This window comes from Amycolatopsis sp., from assembly GCF_025464955.1.
Classification (GTDB): Bacteria; Actinomycetota; Actinomycetes; order Mycobacteriales; family Pseudonocardiaceae; genus Amycolatopsis.
In genome coordinates this window covers 90,589-115,432 of the sequence record NZ_JAODNM010000030.1, presented here as the reverse complement: position 1 = coordinate 115,432, position 24,844 = coordinate 90,589, and the positions used below count along the sequence as shown (strand labels likewise).

The following is a 24,844-nucleotide window of genomic DNA, read 5'->3' as shown; positions in this document are numbered from 1 at the left end:
TTCCGCTCTCTGCCCAGGCTAGACGATCCCGGCCGCTCGAACGCTTACATTCATGTAAGTAAGTTCGTACACTCGGGGTTGAACCCACTGCTGAGGAGTTGGAGTACCGCCTTGAGCATTTCGGCTCGTGAAGAAACGACCACCGCCGAACAGGTCGAGGGCCTGCTGGCCGCGCTCTCGCTCGAAGAGCGGGTGCGGCTCCTGACCGGGGCCACCACTTGGAAGCTCTACGAACTCCCCGCGATCGGCCTGCGCGCGATGGCCATGTCCGACGGGCCCATCGGCGTCCGCGGGGTCACCGAGGAGCGACTGAGCTCGGCCCAGCTGCCGGCGCCGTCGGCGGTCGCGGCGACCTGGGACGAGAACCTGGTCGGCGGGCTCGGCGCCGTCATGGCCGACGAGGCGCGGGCGAAGGGCGCCGACGTCGTCCTCGCGCCGGCCGTGAACCTGCAGCGTTCGCCGGTCGGCGGCAGGAATTTCGAGTTCTACTCGGAGGATCCACTGCTCAGCGGGCGTATCGCGGCGGCGTTCGTGACCTCGATCCAGGCGAACGGCATCGGGGCCTGCATCAAGCACTTCCTCGGCAACGAGACCGAAACCGAACGCACCGAGTACATCGCCCGCCTCGACCCGCGCACCTTGCGGGAGGTGTATCTCGCCCCCTTCGAGCCAGTGGTGCGAGAAGCCGGGGTGTGGACGCTCATGGCCGCCTACAACGCCGTGGACGACGGTGTCGAGACCGCGCCGGCGACCGAGCACGTGCGCCTCCTCAATGACGTCCTGAAGGGTGAATGGGGTTTCGACGGGGTCGTCGTCAGCGACTGGACGGCGACGAAGACGACCGTGCGGTCCGCTCTCGGCGGACTGGACCTCGTCATGCCAGGACCCGGCGGACCGTGGGGGGACGCCCTGCTCGACGCCGTGCGGCGAGGTGACGTCCCCCAGGACGCGATCGACGACAAGGTCCGGCGGCTGCTTCTGCTCGCGGTCCGCGTCGGCGCGCTGGACGGGATTCCGCTCGCCACACCCCGCGCGTCCGGTCACGACCCCGCGACGATGTCGACCCTGCGTGCCGCGGCCGCACGGTCGACTGTCGTGCTGCGCAACAAAAACGCGCTGCTCCCGCTCCCGGCGTCGACCGGGCGGATCGCGTTGCTCGGCGCGAACGCGGTTGAGCCGTTCGTGCAGGGCGGGGGCAGCGCACACGTCGACGCACCGCACCTTTCCCTGCCGCTGGACGAAGTTCAGCGAGCGTTCCCCGGCGCGATCGTCACGGCGCACCGCGGCGGCGCCACCCTCCGGCACCTCCCGTATGCCGACAACCTCGTCGAAGGCACCGAGATCGGCCTCGAGATCCTCGATGACGCCGGGCGGATCCTCCAGCGACGCACCGAAAGCGCGCCCTGGCACGGACGTGTCGCCGGGCTGCCCGCCGCGGCCGACACTGTCCGGGTCACCGCGACGCTGCGGCTGGAGGTTCCGGGCGACCACGTCATCGAGATCGCTTCAGTGGGGCGCCACCGCATCGAGGTCGACGGTGAGCTGATCAGCGTCAGCGATCAGGTCGTCGGTCAGGACGCCATCCTCGACTCCTCGGCGAACCACCCCGAGGGCGTACTGAAGACCGTCACCGTCGACGCGCCGCGGGACGTGCGGATCGACGCGACGGTCCAGGTCGTGACACCCGGGCTGTTCGACCGCTTCGCCAGCGCCGAACTGCGCTACCAGGGCCCAGGGCCGACTGCCGACGAAGAGATCGAGCAGGCCGTCGCAGCGGCCCGCGCGGCCGATGTCGCGGTGGTCGTCGTCGGCACGAACTCCGAAACCGAGTCGGAGGGCTGGGACCGGCCCGACCTCGAACTGCCGGGACGCCAGCACGAACTCGTGCGCCGGGTCGCGGCCGCGAACCCCCGGACCGTGGTCGTCGTCAACGCCGGCGCGCCCGTGCTCCTCCCCTGGCTCGACGAGGTCGACGCCGTGCTGTGGTGGTGGCTTCCCGGGCAGGAAGCCGGCGGGTCACTCGCGGACGTCCTCAGCGGAGCTGTCGAGCCGTCCGGTCGGCTGCCGTGGACGCTGCCGGCCCGCGCGGCCGACGTTCCCGTACCCGACGGCGTCCCGGTCGACGGCGTCATCGACTACGCCGAGGGCCTCGACGTAGGGCACCGCGGCTGGGATCGCGCCGGTCGCACACCGGCTCGGGAGTTCGGCTTCGGCCTGGGCTATTCGACGTGGCATTACGGCGCGCCGACGGTCGCGCCGTGGTACGAAGGCCAGCCGACGACAGTCACGGTTCCCTTGCACAACAACGGAACCCACGACTCCCGCGAAGTCGTCCAGGTCTATCTCGAGACGTCAGCGGGTCCGTTGCGACCGGTACGCTGGCTCGCCGGGTTCGCGACCGCCGACGTGGCCGCCGGGGCACGGACCACTGTGGACGTCCAGCTGGCGCCGAGGGCGTTCGAGGTCTGGGACGAGCCGACGCACACCTGGCAGACGCCGTCCGGCGAGTACCGAGTCCACATCGGACGGTCCAGCCGCGACCTGCGGTGCGCCGTGTCCCTGACTGTCCCTGGCCGCGGCTGAGGTCCACTGCCGTTCCCTCGGGGCCACCCCCGTGGCGTTCAACGCCACGGGGGTGGCCCCGAAGGGTCCTTCGACGCGCGATTCAGTTGTAGAAGTGGATGTACTTGAAGTCGGCCTTGTTCACGTTGTGGTGCGCGTAGGTGCCGTCGCCGCCCCAGTTGTAGTCCTCGACCTCGACTGTGTCACCCGTGGCCGAGTCGACGACGGCGACGTGGCCGTAGGTGCCGACGTCGGTCTCGGCGATGGAGCCGGGGGTCGGGACGTTGTCGACCATGTACCCGTGGCGCGCGGCGTTGTCGTCCCAGTTCTTCGCGTTGCCGTAGTTCCGCACGCTGATGCCGTGCTTGTTCAGCTGGTAGGCGGCCCAGGACACACATTCCCGGTTGTACATGTTCCAGGTGTCGAGCTTCGAGTCCTGCTTGATGTTGCGCCACGTTGCGGGGTAGTCGTCACCGATCACCGCGGCCGAGGAAGCGGTGGGAGCCGCTGACTGGTCGCCGAGGAGGTTGGCCGAACTCATCGAGCCGTACCCCGGGGCCGCGACGGCTGTCGCCGAAAGTGGAGCCAGCAAAGCGGCTGCGGACAGCACGGCACCCAACGTCTTATGCGCAGAAAACACGGAGAGGTTCCTTTCACGGCAACGCGGAGTAACCGGACTGAGGGCAACCGGGACTACTTCGTTGAGGAGAAACGGGGGAACAATGGGGACGATCGGGGGAATGTCGATCACGGTGCGCACACGGTAGCCACGAATGGAGTACCCCGAACAGCGCTAAGTGGAATACCGACCATGACCGGCTGTAACGAACAGCATTTGTCCTGGTGGGCGGGTTGTCAGCTGACGGCCGTCACAGAATTGACGAAGCCGGTCACCATTCCCAGTGGACCCCGTGGATGCCCGGACGCGTGTCCGCGACGGTCAACATCGCGCTCCGCGTCGACCCGACGGGCAGCTGGTCCGAGAACTGCCGGGGACCCGCCAGGCTGCGCTGTTCGAATCCGCGGACGAGCTTCGGGATGCGGGTTGCGAATTGCACCTGGCAAACGTATTGACGAACGGGCCGGGTGAATCGGCGATGGCAGGAATCGGTCACATTCCCCGGCCCGAACCGCAGTTCGTATTCCATGACCGTGGTGTCGCCGAGCCCGAGCGGCCGGTCGAGGACGAGTTCGAACATGGTCAGCCCCGACGCCGGGTCGGTACGCATCCGGCCCAGGTGGCAGAAGCGCACATCGGTGACCTCCGGCGGCGGCTGGCCGGGAACGTCGGACTGGTAGTACATCAGCGCGCGGCTGACCCCGTCGAGGGCTGCCTCGGCGACCATCCGCACGCGCAGCATCCGTTCCTGGCTGTCGTTGTCGACGGCGAGCTGGTCGTGAATGGACCAGAAATGCAGCTGGCCGTCGGGCGGCGCCGCGAGTTCGGCGAAGATGGGCCTGCCCGTCGGCCACAACCGCCGCCGCTCGACCGTCCCGATAGGACGGCCCAACCAGCGGCCGCGCGGCGCTTTGGGACCCAGCAGGCCGGCCAGTGCGCCGGCGGGCAGCGCGAGGACCTCTTCGAGGTGTTCGACCGCGTGCAGGGACTTCGCCCGCTCGGGACGTGAACGGCCCTGCCGCCAGTACGACAGCGTGGCCCGGGAGACGACGACCCCGCGCAGCGTCAAGTGATGGCGGAGGCGGTCAAGGGTCAGCCCCGTGTTGGCGATCGCCGCGTCCAGCGCAGCGGCGAAGGACCCGGCGCCGGGATCGCCCGGCGCGGGGCACCCGTCCTGACCTTCTCCCATGCGTCCTCATCTCCGCACGATCTCCGCACGCGATGTTCCGAAGCATCCACATTGGACGCCCCGATGTCCAGGATGGATCTTGGAAAACCCCCGCGGCCTCGGCTCGGCGGATGGTAGGAAGCAGGGTGATCACCGACGGCGGGCCTGCCGATCCTTTCGCCGGCCTCGACGCCTACCTCGGGCTTCCGCACGTCAGCGGGTTGTGGATGTCACCCGGCGGAAGCAGGCTCGTCACCGGTGTGACGCGGGCGAATCGCGAGAAGAACCGCGACGTCACGGCTCTGTGGGAGGTCGACGCCGGACCTGCTGGGCTGAAACAGCCGGGTTGCTAACGTTTGTGTCCGTGGCCCTGACCGAGTTCGTCCGCTCGTTGCCGAAGGCCGAGCTGCACATCCACCTCGAGGGCAGCCTCGAAGCCGAAATGCTGTTCCGGCTGGCCGAACGCAACGACGTGGCGTTGCCGTGGCCATCGGCCGACGCCCTGCGCGGCGCCTACCGCTTCGACAGCCTCCAGTCGTTCCTCGACCTGTACTACCAGGGTTGCCGGGTGCTGGTGCGTGAGCAGGACTTCTACGACGTCACGCGCGCGTATCTGGCCCGGGCCCACGCGGACGGGGTCGTGCGGGCAGAGGCCTTCCTCGGACCGCAGAGCTTCACCGAACGCGGCGTCCCGGTCGGCGACATCCTCGGCGGGGTCCTCCGCGCCATGGACGACGCGCGGGCGGAAGACGGCATCAGCGCCGGCTTGGTGGTCACCGCCCAACGCCATCGCAGTGAGGCCGACGCCTTCACGTTGCTCGACAGCGTGTCGCCGTGGGCGGACCGGATCGCCGGGTTCGGCCTGGGCGGGGCCGAGGTCGGCAACCCACCCTCCCGGTTCACGCGCTATTTCCGGGAACTGCGTCAGCTCGGGTTCAAAACCACCGCGCACGCCGGGGAGGAAGGACCTGCCGCCTACGTCCGGGAAGCCGTCGAACTACTTCAGGTCGACCGCATCGACCACGGCATACGCGCGCTCGACGATCCGAACCTCGTCGAACTCCTTGCGGCTTCGCGGATTCCGCTCACGGTGTGCCCGCTCTCGAACGTCAAGCTGAAGGCGGTCTCCAGGCTCGTCGACCATCCGCTGCCGGCGATGCTCGCCGCCGGACTCACCGTGACCATCAACTCCGACGACCCCGCGTACTTCGGCGGCTACGTCGTCGACAACTACGTCCAGTGCGCCCAGGCCTTCGGTCTCAGCGCCGACGCGCTGGCTGCGCTCGCAGCGAACAGCATCGCGGCTTCTTTCCTCTCCGACGCGGAAAAAGACGCACTGGGCAACGTCTCGTGACGAACCCACCGGACCTGCGGCGGCGGCTCGGCGTCGGGGACGCCGTCGTGATCGGGCTCGGCTCGATGATCGGCGCGGGGATCTTCGCCGCACTCGGACCGGCGGCCCGCGCTGCCGGTTCCGGGCTGCTGGCCGGTTTGGCGCTCGCGGCGATCGTCGCGTACTGCAACGCGACGTCGTCCGCGCGGCTGGCCGTCCGCTATCCCGAGTCCGGCGGCACCTATGTTTACGGCCGCGAACGCCTGGGCGAGTTCTGGGGCTACCTGGCCGGCTGGGCGTTCGTGGTCGGCAAAACCGCGTCCTGCGCCGCGATGGCGCTCACCGCCGGCTTCTACGCCTGGCCGTCCCACGCCCACACGACAGCCGTCGCGGCCGTGGTCGCACTGACCGCGGTGAACTACACCGGGATCCAGAAGACGGCCTGGCTGACCAGGGCTATCGTCGCGACCGTGCTCGCGGTACTCGCCGCTGTCGTCACGGCCTGCCTGACCTCGGGCGCGGCGGACGTCGCGAGGCTGGACCTCGGCACCGACGCCACGGTCACCGGCGTGTTGCAGGCGGCCGGGCTCCTGTTCTTCGCCTTCGCCGGCTACGCGCGGATCGCGACCCTCGGAGACGAAGTCCGCGACCCCCGGACGACCATCCCCCGCGCCATTCCGCTCGCCCTGGGCATCACGCTCGTCGTGTACGCCGCCGTCGCGGTCGCCGCACTCGCCGTACTGGGCCCGCAGCGGCTCGGCGCGGCGACGGACGTCCTGGCCGAGGCCGCGCAGGCCGCCGGAGTGCCGGCGATGACGCCGGTGATCCGGGTGGGCGCGACCATCGCGGCACTGGGGTCTCTGCTGGCCCTGATCCTCGGAGTCTCGCGCACGACACTCGCGATGGCCCGGGATCGGCATTTCCCGGCCGCGCTGGCAGCGGTGCACCCTCGCTTCGGCGTGCCGCACCGCGCCGAAGTCGTCGTCGGTGCAGTGGTCGCGGTGCTCGCCGCGACCACCGACGTCCGCGCGGCTATCGGCTTCTCCTCGTTCGGTGTGCTCGTCTACTACGCGATTGCCAACGCGTCCGCGTGGACGCTCACGCGGGCAGAAGGCCGCCCTCCACGAGTCGTGCCGGTTCTCGGCTTCACGGGCTGCGTTGTCCTCGCGTTCACGCTGCCGCTCAGCTCGGTCCTCAGCGGTGTCGCCGTGCTCGCCGCCGGAGCGCTGCTCTACGGCCTGCGACGGCACCTGGCCCAAGCAAACGCACGGCACGCGGACGGTTAAGTGCGCGTTTACCCACGCACGCGCATCGAATTCGAAGTCAACACCGGCTTCACCGCCGGCAAATTCTCGTTATCCCGTGACGTTTCGTCGACCAAAGTCGGTACTCGGCAACCACCGGAACTGAAACGATTCGATTTCACTCCGTGATCGCCCAGAGCAGGAGCCAGCATGTCCTTGTCACTTGCCCGCCGAGCCGCGTCCGGCGCGTTCGCGCTGGTCGCCACGACCGCACTCACGACCGTCGTGACGTTCACGACGCTGCCAGCGAGCGCGGCGCCACACGCCTCGGTCCCCCGGCCTGACCACATCGTCGTCCTCATCGACGAGAACCACGCCCAGGGTGAAATCGTCGGGAGCCCGGACGCGCCGTACATCACCGGGCTGTCCCAGACCGGCGCGAACTTCACGAACTCGCACGCGGTCACCCACCCGAGTCAGCCCAACTACCTCGCGTTGTTCTCGGGCGCGACCCAAGGCGTCTCGGGCGACACGTGTCCCAAGAAGGCGTTCACCACGGCGAACCTCGGCGGCGAAGCGATCGCGGCGAACGTGGGCTTCGCGGGTTACTCCGAGAGCATGCCCAGCGCCGGCTACACCGGCTGCACCTCGGGCACCTACGCGCGGAAACACAACCCCTGGGTCGACTTCGCCGACGTCCCGGCGAGCGACAACCTCACGTTCTCAAGCTTCCCGACCGACTACACGCGCCTTCCGGCGGTCTCGTTCGTCGTGCCCAACCTCCAGGACGACATGCACGACGGCTCCGTGGCCAAGGGCGACACCTGGCTGCAGCACAACCTCGACGGCTACATCCAGTGGGCCAAGACCCACAACAGCGTGTTCGTCCTGACCTTCGACGAGGACGACAACGGCCCGGCCAACCAGATCCCCACCATCATCACCGGTGCCGGGGTCGTCACGGGCAACTACAGCGAGAACATCAGCCACTACAGCGTCCTGCGCACCATCGAAGACGCCTATGGTCTGCCCCACGCGGGCCAGAGCGCGTCGGCGACTCCGATCACCGACATCTGGTCCTGACCAGCGGTCCCGGGTGGTCGGCGACCGCCCGGGGCCACCGCGGGACAGAAGGAGGCTCGGGCCGTGACGCGACTGCGGTGGATCAGCGGGATCCTCTGGGTGTGGAGCTGGTACACCGTGTACCTCGAAGTCTTCCGCTGGCGGCACCTGACCAGAACGCTCCGCCTGAACCCGCCGCCACCGCTGCCGGGGACCGACGTCGCGCCCCGGGCCGGCCTGCCCCTGCAAGCCCTGCGCATCTGTGCACTGACAGCACCGGCGGTCTTCGCCGCGGCTTCCGTCGTAGCGTCCTCACGTGCGCGAATGCCTCACGCGACCGATACACAATCAGTGAGAAAATCGGCACCGCAGCGGCCAGAAGCACGCTGACGACGACCCGTACGCACCTCAAGTTGTAGGCTCAAGCGGAAGTGGGCCCGGCAAGAGGGGAACAGGCAGTGCGGCGATGTGAAGCGAGGGTGGGCTGATGGCTCGTGATACGCGCTCGGCCGCGGGACAACGCCCGAAGTTCGGCCGCGTGGATCCGTTCTGCTGGCTCCCGGTGTTCTGCCTGCTGCTCATCGCCGCCCTGATGATCGCCAACAAGCTCGTCCTGGTCGGCGTGGTCTTCGTCGTACTGGCGATCCTGCTGACGCTGTTCGACTCCTGGTCCAACCGCCCCGACCCGCCCGAGCCGTACCAGGACGAATACGACGAGTACGACGCTGCCCCGCCGCCCCCGCGCGAAAGGCCGCTCCGGCAGCCTCGCCAGCCGTACGCGCCGCAGAACGAGCAGCCGCCCCCGCGCCGTCCGGCCCCGCCACGCCAGCAACCTCAGCAGCAGCCCGGCCGCAACCCCCAGCGGCCGAACCGGCCCCGCCCGGCCGACCGGCAGCGCTGAAAGACCGTTTCGGCGGCGGACAGGTTCCCGAGCACATACTGAGCGCCTAGGAAATTCGCTTCGCTCCGGAGGCTAGCCGTGACCACGGTCAGCGTTCGTTACATCGTCGACGACGTCGAGGCGGCACTGGCGTTCTACACCGGCATCCTCGACTTCGACCTGGTCATACACCCGGCACCGGCCTTCGCCGTCGCCTCCCGGGGCGACCTCCGCCTCCTCCTGAGCTCGCCGCACGGACCGGGTGGCGGCGCGCAGCCCGCGGCAGACGGCAGTTGAGAGCTCTCGTCGTCCCGCCGTGAGGTTAGCGGCCGGTTAGCGCAAGGGACTTTTTCGCTTATCGCTGGGTTCTGCGACAGACAAATCCTTGCTCACGCGCGCGCGTTCATCGGGAGTTGGTTCCGGGGTCGGTTCGGGTTCGCCTTGACCGTCTGGACTGCGCCGGGCGGCCGGATCGCGGCCGCCGATCCGAGGAGGAACCTTGTCACCGACCCCCTTGCGCCGAGCCGCCGTGCTCGCGGCCGCAGGACTTTTGGCCACCGTCTCGGCCACCCCGTCGGACGCCGCCGCCGCGCACCCGCCGGCCCACGCCGCGCGTGTGCTGCTGGTCTCCGTCGACGGTCTGCACCAGAGCGACCTCGCCTGGTACGTCGCGAAGCACCCCATGTCCGCGTTGGCGGCTCTGGTCGGCACCAGTACCGAGTACGCCCACGCGAAGACGCCGTTCCCGTCGGACTCCTTCCCCGGCATGGTCGCGCAGGCCACCGGCGGCAACCCCGGCACCACCGGCGTCTACTACGACTCGACGTACAACCACGCCCTGCTCCCCGCGGGAACGACGTCGTGCCAAGGCAAGCCGACCGGCGCCGCGGTCGACCTCACCGAAGACCTCGACAAGAACAAGACCAGCATCGATGCCGGCCAGGGACTCGCCGGGCTGCCGGGCAGCATCCTGTCCATGACCGGAACCCCGCGGACACTCCTGGACCCGGCTCAGCTGCCGGTCGACCCCAAGACCTGCAAGCCCGTCTACCCGAACCAGTACCTGCCGGTGAACACCATCTTCGAGGTGGCCCGTCAAGCCGGCCTGCGCACGGCGTGGTCGGACAAGCACCCGGCCTACGACATCCTCAGCGGACCGTCCGGAACGGGCATCCAGGACCTGTTCACCCCGGAGATCAACAGCGCGGTACCCGGTGCCGCGGCGGGTTCGGACTGGACCACCGACAACGCCGCCACCAGGCAGTACGACGCCTACAAGACGCAGGCCGTGCTCAACGAGATCGACGGCTTCGACCACAGCCGCAAGACCCGCGTCGGCACCCCCGGGATCTTCGGCCTGAACTTCCAGACCGTCTCCACCGCGCAGAAGCTGCCCACGTCGGACGGCAAGACCGGCGGCTACCAGGCCGACGGCACCCCCGGACCACTGCTGGCCTCCGCACTGGACTTCGTCGACGCCCAGATCGGGCAGTTCACCGCGGAACTGAAGAAACAGCACCTCAGTGGTGACACCACGATCATCCTGTCCGCGAAGCACGGGCAGTCGCCGATCGATCCCGCCGCGCTCAACCGCGTCAACGACGGCCCGCTGCTCGACGGGCTCAACGCCGCGTGGAAGAAGGCACACCCCGGCGCGAGTGATCTCGTGGCACTGTCCACAGACGACGACGGAATGCTGCTGTGGCTCAACGACCGGTCGCCGGCAGCCACCACCTTCGCGAAGAAGTTCCTGCTCGCGCAGTCGGGTGCCGGAACCACCATCACCGGCTCCGCCACGAAGTTCACCCAGTCCGGGCTGCAGGCCGTCTACGCCGGAACCGACGCCGACCGGTACATGCACGCCGCGCCGGGAGATCCCCGGGTCCCGGACCTCATCGGTATCGCGCAGCACGGCGTCGTCTACACCGGCGGCACGAAGAAGATCGCCGAGCACGGCGGAGCGGCCCCGGACGACCGCGACGTACCTCTGATCGTCAGCAATGCCGACGGCGACCACCACGTCGTACGTGACGCCGTGGAGACCACCCAGATCGCCCCGACGATCCTCGCCGCGCTCGGGCTGAACCCGAAGTCCCTCCAGGCCGTCCAACGCGAACACACCCAGGTCCTACCCGACCGGCGTTCTTAACCAAATACCCCGCCGGATCTTCATCTGATCCTCAGGAACCGGGGCCAGGGTTCAGGGGTGACTCCACCTCCCCGACCGGGCCCCGGTTCCCTGACAGCTCGCACGACTGCCCCGGAAACGAGCGCGACATGATCGAAGCTCGGGCAGTGTCCAAACGCTACGGCGAGAAAACCGCCGTGGACGATCTCACCTTCACGGTGAAACCCGGTGTCGTGACCGGCTTCCTCGGCCCGAACGGCGCCGGGAAGTCCACCACGATCCGGATGATCATGGGCCTCGACGCCCCCTCCGCCGGCCGGGTGACGGTCAACGGGCGCCTCTACGCCGAGCACGCCGCTCCGCTGCACGAAGTCGGCGCCCTGCTCGAAGCGAAGGCGGTCCACACGGGACGGTCGGCGTACAACCACCTGTACGCCTTGGCACTGAGCACCGGTATCCCCCGGCGCCGCGTCGACGAGGTGATCGACATCGTCGGACTCGCCGACGTCGCGCGCAAGCGGGTCGGCGGGTTCTCGCTCGGCATGGGCCAGCGGCTCGGCGTCGCCGCGGCGCTGCTGGGCGACCCGGCCACCCTGGTGCTCGACGAGCCGGTCAACGGCCTCGATCCGGAGGGCATCCTCTGGATCCGGAACCTGCTGCGCAGGCTCGCGGCCGAGGGCCGGACCGTGTTCGTCTCTTCGCATCTCATGAGCGAGATGGCGTTGACCGCCGAGCACCTGATCGTCATCGGGCGCGGCAAGCTCATCGCCGACACCTCCGTCAAGGACTTCCTCGACAGCGCGTCCCGCCAAGCCGTCCGGGTCCGGACGACCCAGGCCGTCGAACTCCGCGACCTGCTCGCCGGTGCCGGAGTGCACGTCACGAACGTCGAACACGAAGTGCTGGAGGTGTCCGGGCTCACCGGCGCCGAGATCGGCAAAGTCGCGTGCGCGCACTCGATCGCGCTCGAGGAGCTCACCCCGGTCCAGGCCTCGCTGGAAGAAGCGTTCATGGAACTGACCCGGGACGCCGTCGAATACGGCGAAAGCCACCTCGAGAGGAAAGCGTCATGACCGCGAGTGTCGCCACGCCACCCGCAGCCCCCAGCCCGGCGCCCACCGCGGACCTGCCGGACGACCTGAAGGTCACGCTGCCGAGGCTCGTGCGGTCGGAGTGGCTGAAGTTCTGGTCGCTGCGCTCGACCACGTTCAGCGTCACCGCGACCATCGTCGGCATGATCGGGCTCGGCTGGGTGTTCGCCGCCGTCGACGCGAACCGGTGGCCGGTCATGCGGGCCGGCGCCAAGGCCCGCTTCGACCCCACCTCGGTCAGCCTCGAAGGGTTCTTCATCGCCCAGCTGGTGGTCGGCGTCCTCGGGGCGCTGATCGTCAGCGGTGAGTACGGGACCGGGATGATCCGGGCGACCCTGTCCGCGGCGCCCACCCGGCTGCCGGTGCTGTGGGCCAAGGTCATCGTGTTCGCCGTGGTCACCTTCGTGGTCACCACGGTGAGCGCGTTCATCGCGTTCCTCGGTGGACAGGCGTTCCTGAGTTCGCAGCACATCGAGACGACGCTCGGCGCGCCGGGCGTGCTGCGCGCGGTGTTCGGCACCGGCCTCTACCTGACCGTGGTCGGGCTGCTCGGTGTCGCGTTCGGCTGGATCGTCCGGCACACCGCGGGCGCCATCGCGACGCTGTTCGGGCTGCTTCTGGTGCTGCCCGCCCTCGGTGACGCGCTGCCGGACAGCTGGGCTCCGCACATCGTCCCGTACCTGCCGAGCAACGCCGGACAGGTGGTACTGACCGCGCACCCGGAAGCGGGCATGCTCGCGCCCTGGACCGGGTTCGCGGTGTTCTGCGTGTACCTGGTGGTCGGGATCGCGGCTGCCGCGATACTGCTCAAGCGACGGGACGCCTGACCGGTCATGTCCCAGCTACTGGTCCTCGAGGACGACGACACGATCGGCCGCGTGCTCGAGTCGAGCCTGCGGCTCCACGGTTATGGCGTGTCGTGGGTACGCACCGGCCGCAGCGCGCTGGCCGAAGCCGCGTCCGTCGACTTCGACCTGGTACTGCTGGACCTCGGTCTGCCTGACATCGACGGGGTGGAGGTGTGCCGCCGGTTGCGCGTCACCCTCCCCTCGGCGGTGCTCGTCATCCTGACCGCCCGCACGGAGGAGATGGACGTCGTCGTCGGTCTGGAGGCCGGCGCCGACGACTACCTGACCAAGCCCGTGCGGCTGGCCGAGCTGCTGGCCAGGGTGCGCGCGCACCTGCGACGCGGAACGGCCGAGGTCGGCGGCACGCCACCGATCACCATCGGCGAGCTGAGCGTCGACGTCGCGGGGCGGCGGGTGACCCTGGCCGGCCGTGAAGTGCGGTTGCGGGCCAGAGAGTTCGACCTGCTCGCGCGGCTGGCCGAGGAGCCAGGGGTCGCGGTCAGCCGGACCACGCTGATGACCGAGGTCTGGGACACCCACTGGTACGGCTCGACCAAGACCCTCGACGTGCACATCGCCGCGCTGCGCCGCAAGATCGGTGAAGTCGCGCCGGCCGAGCGGGCTCCGCAGATTTCCACCTTACGAGGCCACGGATACCGGCTGGAGCGGCCGGGTGTCCATGCCGGTCCGGGCTAAACTCTTGACGTCAGAGGGAGGTTTCCGGTGCACATCGTGATCGTCGACGACGAGGCCGCCGTCCGCGATTCCCTGTCCCGGACGCTGCGTTTCGAGGGTTACACCATTACCGAAGCCGCGGACGGGGCGCGCGGGCTCGACCTCATCCGCGCCGAGCAGCCCGACGGGGTGATCCTGGACGTGATGATGCCGGTGCTCGGCGGCCTGGACACCTGTCGGTTGCTGCGCGCCGAAGGCAACTACGTCCCGGTCCTGATGCTCACCGCGCGCGGCGACGTCAACGACCGAGTCACCGGGCTCGACGCCGGGGCCGACGACTACCTCGCCAAGCCGTTCGCGCTCCAGGAACTGCTGGCCAGGGTCCGCGCGCTCCTGCGACGTACCGAATACAGCGGCGGCACGGCCTCGTCGGCGGTGACCAACGCACCTCGGCTTTCCTTCGCCGACGTCACCTTCGACCCCGACACCCGGGAGGTCGCGCGTGACGGCCGCGCCATCCACCTGACCAGGACCGAGTTCACCATTCTCGAAACGTTTCTGCGCCATCCCCGGATGGTGCTGACGCGGACGATGATGTTCGAACAGGTCTGGGGGTACGACTTCGGCGCGTCGTCGAACGGGCTCGACGTCTACATCAGCTGCCTGCGGCGCAAGCTCGAGGCCGAAGGCGAGCCACGGATCCTGCACACCGTGCGCGGAGTCGGGTACGTCCTACGCGAAGCGCCACTGTGACCGGCCGAATCCGACGGCTGTTCCGTCCCCATCACTGGGCGGACATGTCGCTGCGGAGCAGGCTGACGATGATGGCCGCAGGTGCCGTCGCGGTCGCCGTCATCGGTGTCGCCTCGGCGTCCTGGCTGCTCGTGCGCGCCAAGCTCTACCAGCAGTTCGACACCGAATTACACTCCTACGCACAGCTCGCCGCCACGACGAAGACCCCCGCCGATGCACTGACGACGTTGCGAGAGACCGACCGGCGCGACGCCAGCGCCGGGCCGGAGCATTCCGCCGGGCTGGTCGTGCAGTTCCTCACTTCGGACGGCAACGCGACCGGGCCGGGAGTCGGGGCTTTCGCGGGTATACCGATCACCGGCCAGGCGCGCCAGATCGCGCACGGACAAGTGCCCGACGGGTCCGAAGCCGTCCAAATCGGACACGACCACTTTCGCGTGTGGACAGTGCACACCGCAAGCGGCGCCGCTCAGGTCGCGCGTGGCTCCGAGGCGATCGACGACACCCTCGCCCAGCTGGGGCTCTATCACGTCTTGATCGGCGTCGTCGGTGTCGCCGGCGCGGCCGTCGTCGGCAGGGCAGTGGCTCGCGCGGCCCTGCGTCCGGTTGACCTGCTGACCGCGGGCGCCGAGCGCGTGGCGCGCACGCAGGACCTGACCGCTGAGATCCCGGTGAGCGGCAAGGGAGAAATCGCCCGGCTGTCCGACGCGTTCAACTCGATGCTGTCCGCACTCGCGGATTCGCGTGCTGCCCAACGACGTCTCGTCGAGGACGCCGGGCACGAACTGCGTACGCCGTTGACCAGCCTCCGCAACAACGTCGAGCTGCTCATCCACGAAAGCACGCAGACCGATCCCGCCAAAGTGCTGTCGTCAGTGGACAAATCCCGCCTGCTGAACGATCTCGACCTGCAGACCATCGAGCTGACGACGTTGATCGGCGAGCTGGTGGAACTGTCCAAAGAGGACACCGCGCCGGAGCCGCTGGAGCTCCTCCAGCTGGCCGATGTCGTCGGATCGGCGGTCGAGCGAGTGCGCCCCCGAGCCCCGGCGATGCGGTTCGAGACGGCGATGGACCGGGCGGAGGTGCTCGGACGTCCCGTCTCCCTGGAACGGGCGGTGCTGAACCTGCTCGACAACGCCGCGAAATGGGGGCCGTCCACCGGCACGGTCCACATCGTCGTCCGGACCGACGGCGAGCTGGCCACCCTCACCGTCATCGACGAGGGCCCCGGTATCCCCGACGACGACCTGCCGCACGTCTTCGAACGGTTCCACCGCGCCGATTCGGCCCGATCCATGCCCGGGTCCGGGTTGGGCCTGGCCATCGTCGAGCAGGTCGCGAAGCTCCACGGCGGCGGCGTGCACGCAACCCGTGCCGACAGCGGCGGCGCCGAGGTGTCCATGACACTGCGACTGGCCGACCGGGACTCGTGAGTGGCGCGGCCGGTTAGAACCGGCCGAAATGCTCACGAGCCCGGCGCCTCCGCAACGGATTCTTAGCCAAACCCGGGAAAACCTTCATCTGATCCTCATCGTGGGCGACGACCGTTCTGGGTGTGGCCACCACGATCCTCCCGCCGGCGGAAACCGGTCTCCGTGTTCGGACGTTCGCGTCCCTCGGCACCGGGCTGGTCTGCGCGGGGGCAGCGATCATCGGCTACCTGACCGTCGCCCTGCGCGCCCAGGTCGATCCGCTCGCGGACCCGGTGAGCGACGACGCGTTCTACCGCGAGGGCGAGGTCCTGTTCGTCACCGCGATCCTGCTCGTCCTGTTCGGCGGCCTGCTGATCGCGGCCGCCGCGACGCAGGCCGGGATGAGGCCGTCGAGGTCCACGACCGTCCTGTTCGGATCGTGGGGCGCCGGGCTCTCGCTCGTGGCGGTGTTCCAGGGCAACCAGAACGCGGCAGACCCGACCTGGCACGGCGAGCTTCACCGGTTCGGTGGTGCCGTGTTCCTCAGCTGTCTCCCGTTGGCCTGCTGGACACTTGCGCGCACGCTGTCCGCGCAGGAGAAGTGGGTGGCGGTGTCACGCCGTTTGGGCAGGCTCGCCGCGATCAGTGTCGTCACCGCGGCCGCGTTCGGACTCGCCCAAGTCGTCCCCGCACTTCCTGAAGGCCTGCTGGAACGAATCGCCCTGATCGCCGAACTCGCAGTCCTCCTGGCGGTCGCTTCAGCCGCCCGAAAGGCAGCCCGATGACCACGATCTTGATCGCCATCGCGTGCGCGATGCTCGCCGCCTGCTTTTTCGCCGCCGCCGTCGCGTTGCAGCACAACGCGGTCCGCACGGTCAACCACGCCGACTCGGTGAGTGTCGGAGCGTTCGGCCGGATCGTGCGGTCCCGGCGCTGGCTGACGGGCACTTCACTGGCGATCACCGGGACCGCGTTGCACGTCACCGCGTTGTCGCTGGCACCGCTGGCGATCGTGCAGCCGATCGGTGTGCTGAGCCTGGTGCTCACGGTGGCGCTGAGCCGCCGGACGGTGAAGGTTCCGCACCTCGGCAAGGCCGTTGCCGCCGTCTGCGCGGGAGTCGCCGGTTTCGTGGTCCTGGCCGCGCTGACCGGTTCGGCCTCGACGACCGCGGTGCACCTCGCACAGATTCAGCCGCTGGTCGTCGGGGCGCTCGGGCTGGCGGCGCTGGGGCTCTGCACCCGCGGCCGTGGCAGGTGCCTGGTGCTCGCGACGTCCACGGCCATCCTCTACGGACTCGGTTCGGCACTGGTCCGCCTCGCCACCCAGGACGTCCTCACGCACGCCGTGTCGAGCGGACTCCCGCTGGCCGGCGAGGCGGGCGTGCTGATGCTCGTCGGCGGCTGGCTGCTCCACCAGGCCTACGCGGCCGGTCCCACGGCCGTCGTCATCGCCGCCACCACCGTCATCGACCCGCTCACCGCGGTCACCGTAGGCCTCGTCGTCTACGGGGAAGCCGCGCGCGCCAACACCTTCTCGACCGCTCTGCAGCTCTGTTTCGCCCTGCTCGCCGTGGGCGGGGTACTCGTCCTCGCCCGCTCCGTCCCCGATTCAGCCGAACCGAAGGAACGCGAAATGCCCACTGCCCCCGAACCCGGCCGGCCACTGCGGATCCTGATCAGCGCGGACACCTTCCCGCCGGACATCAACGGCGCCGCGCACTTCGCCGCCCGGCTCGCCCACGGGCTGGCCGGACGCGGGCACGACGTCCACGTCGTCTGTCCCGCGACCGCGCGCGGACCGCGCGAGGACGTCGTCGGAGCGATCACCGTGCACCGGGTCGCGTCCTGGCGCACACCGTTCCACCCGGACTTCCGCGTCTGCTCGCCCGGCCGGGCGGCCAAGGCGGCGGGACCGCTGATCGAGCGGCTGCGGCCGGACGTCGTGCACGTCCAATCGCACTTCTCACTCGGTCGCGCCATTTTGAAGGCCGCCAGTGAGCGCGGTATCGCCACCGTGGCCACCAACCATTTCATGCCCGAGAACCTGCTCGGCTACGCGCCGATCCCGCATGGCTTGAAGGCGCCCCTGGCGCGCTGGGCGTGGCGGGACCTCGTGCGGGTGTACCGCCAGGCCGACGTCGTCACCGCGCCCACCCCGCGTGCGGTCGAACTGCTCGCAACCCACGGTCTGCCGGAGGCGGCACACGCCGTCTCCTGCGGAATCGACGTCGCCCACTACGCGCCGGAGCGCCGGGAAATCCACACTCGGGGCACGTCGGTCTTGTTCGTGGGCCGCCTCGACCGGGAAAAGAACGTCGACGAGCTGATCCGCGCGGTCGCGACATTGCCGGGTGTGCGCGCCGAACTGGTCGGCGACGGAGCCTGCCGTCAGCGCCTCACCGAGCTCGCGGAATACCTCGGGGTCGCCGGCCGTATCCGTTTCCACGGCGTGGTGTCCGACGCCGATCTCGTGCGCGCGTACCGCAGGTGTGACGTGTTCTGCATGCCAGGCACCGCCGAGCTGCAGAGCCTCGCAACCATGGAGGCCATGTCGGCGGGCCTGCCGGTGGTCGCCGCCAACGCCATGGCCCTGCCGCATCTCGTGCACCACGGCGTCAACGGTTTCCTTTACACACCGGGAAATATCAACGAACTCGCCGGGCATCTCGCGACGCTCACCCAAAGCCAGGAAGCCCGCGCCGAAATGGGAGACGCGGGCCGCCAGATCATCACCGGCCATGACATCGGCAACACTCTGACGGCCTTCGGCGACCTCTACCGCAAAACACTCGGCGCAACGGAACCGTCCGCCGCGCTCACGTCGTGACACCGACAAAGCCCTGACGAACCGGGCATCGCGCAACAACAAGGAGGTTACAAGGTGAATTCACGTGATCCGGACACCATCGCCGGCAACGTAGACAGTGTTGACAGTGTTGACAGTGTTGACAGTGTTGACGGCACTGACGGGGAAACCCCGGTGCCTCTCGCCGGCGTCCGGTGTTCGGACGCCGAACGGGAGCGGACGAGTTCCCTGATCCACATCGCCGCAGGCGAGGGGCGGTTGTCCCTCGCCGAGGTCGACGAGCGGCTCGCCCTCATCTACGACGCCAGGTACAGGCACGAACTGGACGCCCTGACCGCTGATCTGCCGCCGGCGGAGGCCACCACCGCCGGCTGGAGTCGCGTCATGACCGGAGTACGCCGCCAACTCGTCGACGACGTGTCAGCTTTGTTCGGGCGCCAGGCGGGACTGATGACCCGGCGACGGATGGTCATCGCGCTCGCGGTTCTGTTTTTCCTGTCCTCGCTGGTGATCCTGGCAGTACACGGCATCACCAGCGACGGACCCGAGCACTACCAACCAGGCTGACGAACCGTCTCGTCCGAGCGGGTGACGGTCAGATAGCCGACCAATGCGACGATGACGAGCCCGAGTACCAGGCTCACCAAGCCGGTCCCGACGTCAGCTCCTCCCCTGGCCGCAGGCACCCCGAGCCAGTCCGCAAAGGACGCACCGAGCGGGCGGGTGACGATGTAGGCGAACCAGAAGGCGAACACGGCGTTCCAGCGGAGCTTCCAGTGGCCCACGACCGGAATCAGCATGACGGCCGCGAAAAGCACGCCTGAGCCGAAATACCCGAGGTGCAGGGTGGTCGCGGTCAAGTCGCCGACCGCGGTACCGAGGGCGAACGTCGTCATCACGGTCACCCAGTAGAAGATCTCGCGACGGAGCGTGTGGACACTGTGGATGGACAGCGTCTTCTCACTCGAATACCAGGACAGCAGAACGACGGCCAGCACCACGACGAAGAACGACGCGGACACGGCATAGGGAACACCCAGCTGCACGTGGAGACCGTCGGCGACCATCGTGCCGAAGACACTGACCATGACCACGGTCAGCCAGTACCGCCAAGCCACATAACGGCCTGCCGAGAACTGCAGGACAAAAGCCACCGCCAGGGCGATACCGGCCAGCCCGACGGCGACGATCGGGTCGATGGTGTGGGCGAGGAAGTCCGACGTCGTCTCCCCCATTCCCGTGGTCAACACCTTGATGACCCAGAACAGGACCGTCACCTGGGGGACTTTGCTGAGCGCGGGGCGTACCGCGAGTTGGTTGTCGATCGGCAGAGACAAGGGGGTCACCGTTCGCATGGGGTTCAGCTGGGAGTTGACGGGAATTCAGCCGTGCTGGTGTCGCGGAGCCGTGTACTGCTTCTCGGCCCATGCCGCGCGTGCGCCGGAGTCGCCGATCCGCACGACCCTGACAGCCGAAACCATACCGAGGACGACGGTGAGCGCCGCCACGGCGTCCAGCGGCAGTCGGCCGGGGAAAACAGGCATTCGGGATCCCGGCTCAACGATCTTTACGTCGCAGAGCCTTCCGGAGAATTCTGGGAGTTTTCTTGGCCGCGTCCGCGCTCGGCACCTTCAGCCGGAAGGTCGCGCCTTCGCCGTCGGTCTTCACCGCCGCCACGGAACCGCCGTGGTGCGCGGCGATCTCGCTGACCAGCGCCAACCCGAGTCCGTAACGCCGCGCACCGCCCTGAGCACCGTCCGCCGGTGTCGTGGCGAACCGGGCGAACAACGTCGGCAGGATGGCCGGGTCGATGCCCGGCCCGTCGTCGGCGACCTCCGCGACCACCGCCCCGCCTGCCGAGTCGACCGACACACGGACGCTGGCACGAGCGTGTCGGACGGCGTTGTCCAGCAACGCCGTCAAGGCACGGCCCAGCCCGGTTTCCGACCCCAGCACGACGTTGCCGCTGGTCGTGGACAAGCTCAGGGAGACGTCACGTCCCTCGGCGGCGGGCCGCACCGTCTCGACCACCCGTTCGGCCAGCCTGCCCAGGTCCACCCGCGCCGAGACGACGGATTCGCGGGGGTCGACCGACAGCAGCAGGTCGTCCAGGATCCCCGCCAGCTGGCCGGTGTCCCGGACCAGGTTGTCCACATCGGACTCGAGCGTCACCGGATCGGGTCGCTGCCGCAGCGACCGGCGGATCAGCTGCGCGCGGGTACTGAGCAACGTCAGTGGCGTCCGCAGTTCGTGGCCGGCGTCAGCGACGAATCGGCGTTGCAGGGCCAGCGCGTCGGCCATCGGGGCCACCGCCCGGCGAGCCAGCCACGCCCCGATCGCCGCCGACAGGACCAGCCCGAAGCCGCCGATCAGCGTGAACGCGTCCAGCAGGCGCGACCGTTGCGCGTGGTCGGCGTCGAGGTCCAGCGCCGCCTGGATGACCCCGTCCGGTCCGTACGGCTGGGTCTGGACGCGGAATTCACGGTGGCGCAGGACCAGGTCGACGGTGTGGGCACCGTGGTCGGCCGCGGTCAGGTCCAACTGGGCGGTGTCCGGCAGGCCCGCGGGCAGCCCCGGGCTCGCTGTCACAAGGCCGGCCTTGCGCATGATCAGCCAGATCCCGGCGGGCGGGTCGTTGACGTCGTCGGCGCGGGCGATGGCGGCGTCGATGAGGTCGTTCTGCGCCTGGTGCTGGGTTTGCAGCACGATCAGGATCGCCACGCCGGACAGCACGAGCACAGTGATCGCGACGGCCACACCGGTCTGGATCCCGATGCGCAGTGCGGTCCGGCGCAGGATCGCCGCATCCCGTGATCGGCTCATTTCCCGCGTCCCAGCTGGTAACCGCGGCCCCGAACCGTATCCACGACTCCGCGTCCGAGCTTGCGCCGCAGGTAGTGCACGTAGGTCTCGATGACGTCCTGGCCGGCGTCGTCGAACACCAGCACCTGAAGGTCCGTGCGAGTGAAGACCCGCGAAGGCCGCCCGGCCAATGTCGCCAGCAACGCGCATTCGCGCTCCGAGAGCCGAACCGGGGCCTCGGAACCCATCGTCGCCTGCCGGGTGTCGAGGTCCAGCGCTCCGCCCGGCAACGGCAGGACACGGGCGGTGTCGAGGTGCCGGCGCCGCAGCGCGCGCAACCTGGCGAGCAGCTCGTCGATGTCGAACGGCTTGGCCAGGTAATCCTCGGCTCCCGCGTCCAGCCCCGCGACCCTGTCGGCCGGGTTCCCCAGCGCCGACAAGACGAGCGTCGGCACCGTGACACCGCGGCTGCGCAAGCGGATCAGCAGGTCGAGCCCCTCCACCGCCGGCAGACCGCGATCGAGGACAACGACGTCGTAGCGGCGCGTCAGGCCCAGGTGGAGACCGCGCTGACCGTCCGTAGCGGTGTCGACCTCGTAGCCCTCGTCGACCAGCAACGTGCTCAGCATGTCCACCAGTTTTGGCTCGTCCTCGATCAACAGCAGCCGCGGGGGATCTTCTGGGGAACTCACCAGCCCATTCTTACCCGCCCGGATTGGGTGCGCCCGGTTCACCCGGGTTTCACCCCAGTTACGGAAACCGGCCCCATAATCCCCCATATGTCAGCGGAGATCGACGCTGTCGGGGCAGGCAGGTTGAACAGGCCGTGCACACGGTGTTATATCGGCGGGGATGCCGCCGACAGCAGCGGCACAGCGGTGGCACAGGATGGTGCGATGACGGGGGTGGAACCTGGCGACGGACCTGCCCGGGAGACCGCTGCGCCGGAGAACGCTGCATCGCGGCAGAGCGGCAAGGGCCATCCGCGGCGCCGGTTCCTGATCGGGCTCGGCGCGGTGGCGGCCGGGTCCGCCGCGGTGGTTCCGGCGTTCCTCGGTGGTGGTACTCCCCCGGTCAAGGTCGGCCAGTTCGGCGACGAATGGCTGTTCGGCGCGTACCAGCCCGGCTGCACCGATGCCGAGTTCAATGAGCACGACCTCGAACCGGTCACGGTGCCCCACTGCGTCACGCCGTTGTCGTGGCAGTCCTGGCAACCGACGTCGTGGGAACGCGTGTGGGTGTACCGGCAGCACTTCGACGTGCCGGACTCGCTGCGCGCCGGACGGGCGTTCGTCCGGCTGGACGGCGCGCTCAGCACGGCGACGGTGTTCCTGAACGGACGGCCGGTCAGCGAGCACGTCGGCGGCTACCTCCCGTTGACCAGCGAGGTGACAGCGCTGCTGAAGCCGTTGAACAACGTCCTCGCGATCGCCGTCGACGGCCGGTGGAACCAGGACGTGCCGCCCAACTTGCCGCGTTTCCCGTACCCCAGTGCGATCGACTTCTACCAGCCTGCCGGGCTGTACCGCCCGGTTCACCTGATCGGTACGCCGAAGACCTACCTCTTCGACGTGTTCGCGCAGCAGGCCGACGTACTCACCGACGCCCGCACGGTGTCTCTGCAGTGCGTCATCGACGCCGCGAAGGCCGTCACGGCTCCGGGCAAGCTGACCGCGACACTGCGTCAAGGCGGTCCGGTGCTGGCCACCGCGTCCGTCGACCTCGTCGAGCTGCCCAAGGGCCAGACCACCGTGACGGTCACGCTCGACGAACTGGCCGCGGTGCGCCTGTGGGACCTCGACGACCCGGCGATGTGCGACATCGACGTCACCCTGTCGCTCAGTGGCAAGGACGTCCACACTTACCACGTGCGGACCGGGCTGCGGGACGCGCAGTTCAGCGACAACGGGTTCACGCTGAACGGGAAACCAGTGAAGCTGTTCGGCCTCAACCGGCACCAGTGGTACCCCTACGTCGGCGGCGCGATGCCGGACCGCGTGCAGCGGCAGGACGCGCACCTCCTGAAGTCCGAGCTGAGCTGCAACATGGTGCGCTGCTCGCACTACCCGCAGTCCACCGCGTTCCTCGACGCCTGCGACGAGCTGGGGCTGCTGGTCTGGGAAGAACTGCCCGGCTGGGATTACGTCGGCGACGACGCATGGCAGGCGCAGGCGCTGCAGGACGTGCACGACATGGTCGTCCGCGACCGCAACCACCCGTCGATCATCGTCTGGGGCACGCGGGTCAACGAGACGCTCGGCCAGGCCAAGCTCTACGACCGCACGGACCGCCTCGCCGCGAGCCTCGATCCGACACGGCCGTGCACGGGCGCGGTGGCGGGCGACCGGGGGTACCGATCCTCGCTGTCCCCGGTCCGGGCCGGGGCCGGCGTGTTCTCCTTCAACGACTACAGCAGGCCGCTGAACCCGAACACGCCGCCGACGCTGCGTCCACCGCGCTCGGGCGTGCCGTACCTGGTCAGCGAGTCGATCGGCACGCTCGTCGGTCCGCCGCACTTCCGGCGCACCGATCCGGTGTCGGTGCAGCAGCAACAGGGCGTGCTGCACGCGTGGGTCCACGAACGCGTGGCGGCGAATCCGGGCTACTGCGGACTGCTGGCCTGGTGCGGGTTCGACTACCCGTCGGGCTGGTACCACGCGGTCAAAGGCGTCAAGTACCCCGGCGTGATGGACTTCTTCCGGAATCCCAAACTGGGCGCGGGTTTCTACCGCGCACAGCGGGATCCGGCGGCCGGCGCGGTGATCGAACCGGCGTTCTACTGGGACTTCGGCCCGTCCTCGCCGCCCACCGGGCCTGGCCGGGGTTCGGTGATCTGGTCCAACTGCGACAAGCTGATCGTGACCATCGCGGGCCAACGCCCGGTCACCGTCCTGCCGGACCGTGCGACCTTCCCGCACCTCGACCATCCACCGTTCCTGGTCGATCTGCTCGTGCCCGCCGGCCGGCAACCCGAGCTGTCCATCGAGGGCCAGGTCAACGGCAAACCCGTGCTGCAGCGCAAGTTCAGCCCGGACCCGGCTTACGACGTGCTCTCGGTTGTCGCGGACGACACCGTGCTGACAGCGGACGGCCAGGACACCACCCGCGTCGCGCTGCGCGCCCTCGACCGCTACGGCGCACCGCGGCCCTACGTGGACGGCGCCCTGTCTGTCGGCGTCGACGGGCCGGGCACCCTGATCGGCGATTGGCAACTCGACTTCGCCGCGCTCGGCGGCGCGGGCGCGGTGTGGGTCCGCTCGGTTCGGGACACACCGGGTTCGGTCACGCTCTACGCCCTGCACCCCACGCTCGGCACCGCGTCCGCCGAGATCACGACGACCTCCTCCCCCGCCGCGCTCCGCTAGTTCACGCCGTCAAACCCGCCCACCGGTGTTGACCTCGTCGCGCGTCATGTCCTTTTCGCAACTCGACGGCGAGTTGCTGTTCCACATTGCTCT

General features: G+C 69.1%; 23 protein-coding genes. 17 read left to right on the top strand and 6 right to left on the bottom strand.

Going from position 1 to position 24,844, the window contains the following annotated elements; genetic code table 11:
* The first annotated feature begins 111 nt into the window (after positions 1-111).
* Positions 112-2,583: a glycoside hydrolase family 3 C-terminal domain-containing protein gene (locus JWQ81_RS05305; protein ID WP_297538100.1), complete on the top strand. Its 2,472-nt coding sequence runs from the start codon at positions 112-114 to the stop codon at positions 2,581-2,583.
* An 82-nt stretch (positions 2,584-2,665) separates the two neighbouring features.
* On the opposite strand, the gene JWQ81_RS05300 is transcribed toward JWQ81_RS05305, so the two are convergent.
* Both JWQ81_RS05300 and JWQ81_RS05295 read right to left on the bottom strand, forming a co-directional pair.
* Complete coding sequence (locus JWQ81_RS05300; RefSeq protein WP_297538099.1) at positions 2,666-3,202, bottom strand: CHAP domain-containing protein; 537 nt, start codon at positions 3,200-3,202, stop codon at positions 2,666-2,668.
* Between the two features lie 250 nt (positions 3,203-3,452).
* Positions 3,453-4,370: an XRE family transcriptional regulator gene (locus JWQ81_RS05295; protein WP_297538098.1), complete on the bottom strand. Its 918-nt coding sequence runs from the start codon at positions 4,368-4,370 to the stop codon at positions 3,453-3,455.
* 110 nt (positions 4,371-4,480) lie between these two features.
* On the opposite strand from JWQ81_RS05295, the gene JWQ81_RS05290 reads away from it, so the two are divergent.
* The 15 genes from JWQ81_RS05290 (at position 4,481) to JWQ81_RS05220 (ending at position 19,151) form a co-directional block, all read left to right on the top strand.
* Positions 4,481-4,702, top strand: coding sequence for a hypothetical protein (locus JWQ81_RS05290; protein ID WP_297538097.1), 222 nt, complete (start codon positions 4,481-4,483; stop codon positions 4,700-4,702).
* Between the two features lie 11 nt (positions 4,703-4,713).
* A complete protein-coding gene (locus JWQ81_RS05285; RefSeq protein ID WP_297538096.1) occupies positions 4,714-5,703 on the top strand; it encodes an adenosine deaminase in 990 nt (329 codons plus the stop codon).
* Entirely contained in the window at positions 5,700-6,968 is a 1,269-nt protein-coding gene (locus JWQ81_RS05280; RefSeq protein WP_297538095.1) for an APC family permease, read from the top strand. Before JWQ81_RS05285 ends, JWQ81_RS05280 begins: the two co-directional genes overlap by 4 nt.
* Positions 6,969-7,136: 168 nt before the next feature.
* Positions 7,137-8,009 carry an alkaline phosphatase family protein gene (locus JWQ81_RS05275; RefSeq protein ID WP_297538093.1) on the top strand — a complete coding sequence of 291 codons (873 nt, stop codon included), beginning with the start codon at positions 7,137-7,139 and terminating at the stop codon, positions 8,007-8,009.
* A 466-nt stretch (positions 8,010-8,475) separates the two neighbouring features.
* Entirely contained in the window at positions 8,476-8,889 is a 414-nt protein-coding gene (locus JWQ81_RS05270) for a hypothetical protein (RefSeq protein WP_297538091.1), read from the top strand.
* Positions 8,890-8,967: 78 nt separating this feature from the next.
* A complete protein-coding gene (locus tag JWQ81_RS05265; RefSeq protein ID WP_297538089.1) occupies positions 8,968-9,165 on the top strand; it encodes a VOC family protein in 198 nt (65 codons plus the stop codon).
* 202 nt (positions 9,166-9,367) lie between these two features.
* Positions 9,368-11,017, top strand: coding sequence for an alkaline phosphatase family protein (locus JWQ81_RS05260; RefSeq protein WP_297538087.1), 1,650 nt, complete (start codon positions 9,368-9,370; stop codon positions 11,015-11,017).
* A gap of 128 nt (positions 11,018-11,145) precedes the next feature.
* Positions 11,146-12,069 carry an ABC transporter ATP-binding protein gene (locus JWQ81_RS05255; protein ID WP_297538085.1) on the top strand — a complete coding sequence of 308 codons (924 nt, stop codon included), beginning with the start codon at positions 11,146-11,148 and terminating at the stop codon, positions 12,067-12,069.
* Entirely contained in the window at positions 12,066-12,914 is an 849-nt protein-coding gene (locus tag JWQ81_RS05250) for an ABC transporter permease subunit (protein WP_297538083.1), read from the top strand. Before JWQ81_RS05255 ends, JWQ81_RS05250 begins: the two co-directional genes overlap by 4 nt.
* A gap of 6 nt (positions 12,915-12,920) precedes the next feature.
* On the top strand, positions 12,921-13,631 hold the full coding sequence (locus tag JWQ81_RS05245) for a response regulator transcription factor (RefSeq protein WP_297538081.1): 711 nt from the start codon (positions 12,921-12,923) through the stop codon (positions 13,629-13,631).
* A gap of 27 nt (positions 13,632-13,658) precedes the next feature.
* On the top strand, positions 13,659-14,363 hold the full coding sequence (locus JWQ81_RS05240) for a response regulator transcription factor (protein ID WP_297538080.1): 705 nt from the start codon (positions 13,659-13,661) through the stop codon (positions 14,361-14,363).
* Positions 14,360-15,799, top strand: a complete 1,440-nt coding sequence (locus JWQ81_RS05235) for a HAMP domain-containing sensor histidine kinase (protein WP_297538078.1) — start codon at positions 14,360-14,362, stop codon at positions 15,797-15,799. The genes JWQ81_RS05240 and JWQ81_RS05235 overlap by 4 nt, the downstream gene beginning before the upstream one ends.
* A gap of 122 nt (positions 15,800-15,921) precedes the next feature.
* A complete protein-coding gene (locus tag JWQ81_RS05230) occupies positions 15,922-16,563 on the top strand; it encodes a DUF998 domain-containing protein (RefSeq protein ID WP_297538076.1) in 642 nt (213 codons plus the stop codon).
* Positions 16,560-18,605, top strand: a complete 2,046-nt coding sequence (locus tag JWQ81_RS05225; protein WP_297538074.1) for a glycosyltransferase — start codon at positions 16,560-16,562, stop codon at positions 18,603-18,605. The genes JWQ81_RS05230 and JWQ81_RS05225 overlap by 4 nt, the downstream gene beginning before the upstream one ends.
* 153 nt (positions 18,606-18,758) lie before the next feature.
* A complete protein-coding gene (locus JWQ81_RS05220; RefSeq protein WP_297538072.1) occupies positions 18,759-19,151 on the top strand; it encodes a DUF1707 domain-containing protein in 393 nt (130 codons plus the stop codon).
* Here JWQ81_RS05220 and JWQ81_RS05215 read toward each other — a convergent pair.
* From JWQ81_RS05215 to JWQ81_RS05200, 4 genes are read right to left on the bottom strand one after another with little or no spacing between them, the layout of a single operon-like run.
* On the bottom strand, positions 19,136-19,921 hold the full coding sequence (locus JWQ81_RS05215; RefSeq protein WP_297538070.1) for a hypothetical protein: 786 nt from the start codon (positions 19,919-19,921) through the stop codon (positions 19,136-19,138). The two genes, JWQ81_RS05220 and JWQ81_RS05215, sit on opposite strands and share 16 nt — an antisense overlap.
* 45 nt (positions 19,922-19,966) lie before the next feature.
* Positions 19,967-20,128 carry a hypothetical protein gene (locus JWQ81_RS05210; protein WP_297538068.1) on the bottom strand — a complete coding sequence of 54 codons (162 nt, stop codon included), beginning with the start codon at positions 20,126-20,128 and terminating at the stop codon, positions 19,967-19,969.
* A gap of 13 nt (positions 20,129-20,141) precedes the next feature.
* The gene (locus JWQ81_RS05205) at positions 20,142-21,407 is read right to left on the bottom strand and encodes a HAMP domain-containing sensor histidine kinase (RefSeq protein WP_297538065.1); all 1,266 of its coding nucleotides are present in this window, start codon (positions 21,405-21,407) and stop codon (positions 20,142-20,144) included.
* A complete protein-coding gene (locus tag JWQ81_RS05200; RefSeq protein WP_297538063.1) occupies positions 21,404-22,078 on the bottom strand; it encodes a response regulator transcription factor in 675 nt (224 codons plus the stop codon). Before JWQ81_RS05200 ends, JWQ81_RS05205 begins: the two co-directional genes overlap by 4 nt.
* Before the next feature lie 204 nt (positions 22,079-22,282).
* On the opposite strand from JWQ81_RS05200, the gene JWQ81_RS05195 reads away from it, so the two are divergent.
* Entirely contained in the window at positions 22,283-24,751 is a 2,469-nt protein-coding gene (locus tag JWQ81_RS05195; RefSeq protein WP_297538060.1) for a glycoside hydrolase family 2 TIM barrel-domain containing protein, read from the top strand.
* Positions 24,752-24,844 lie beyond the last annotated feature (93 nt).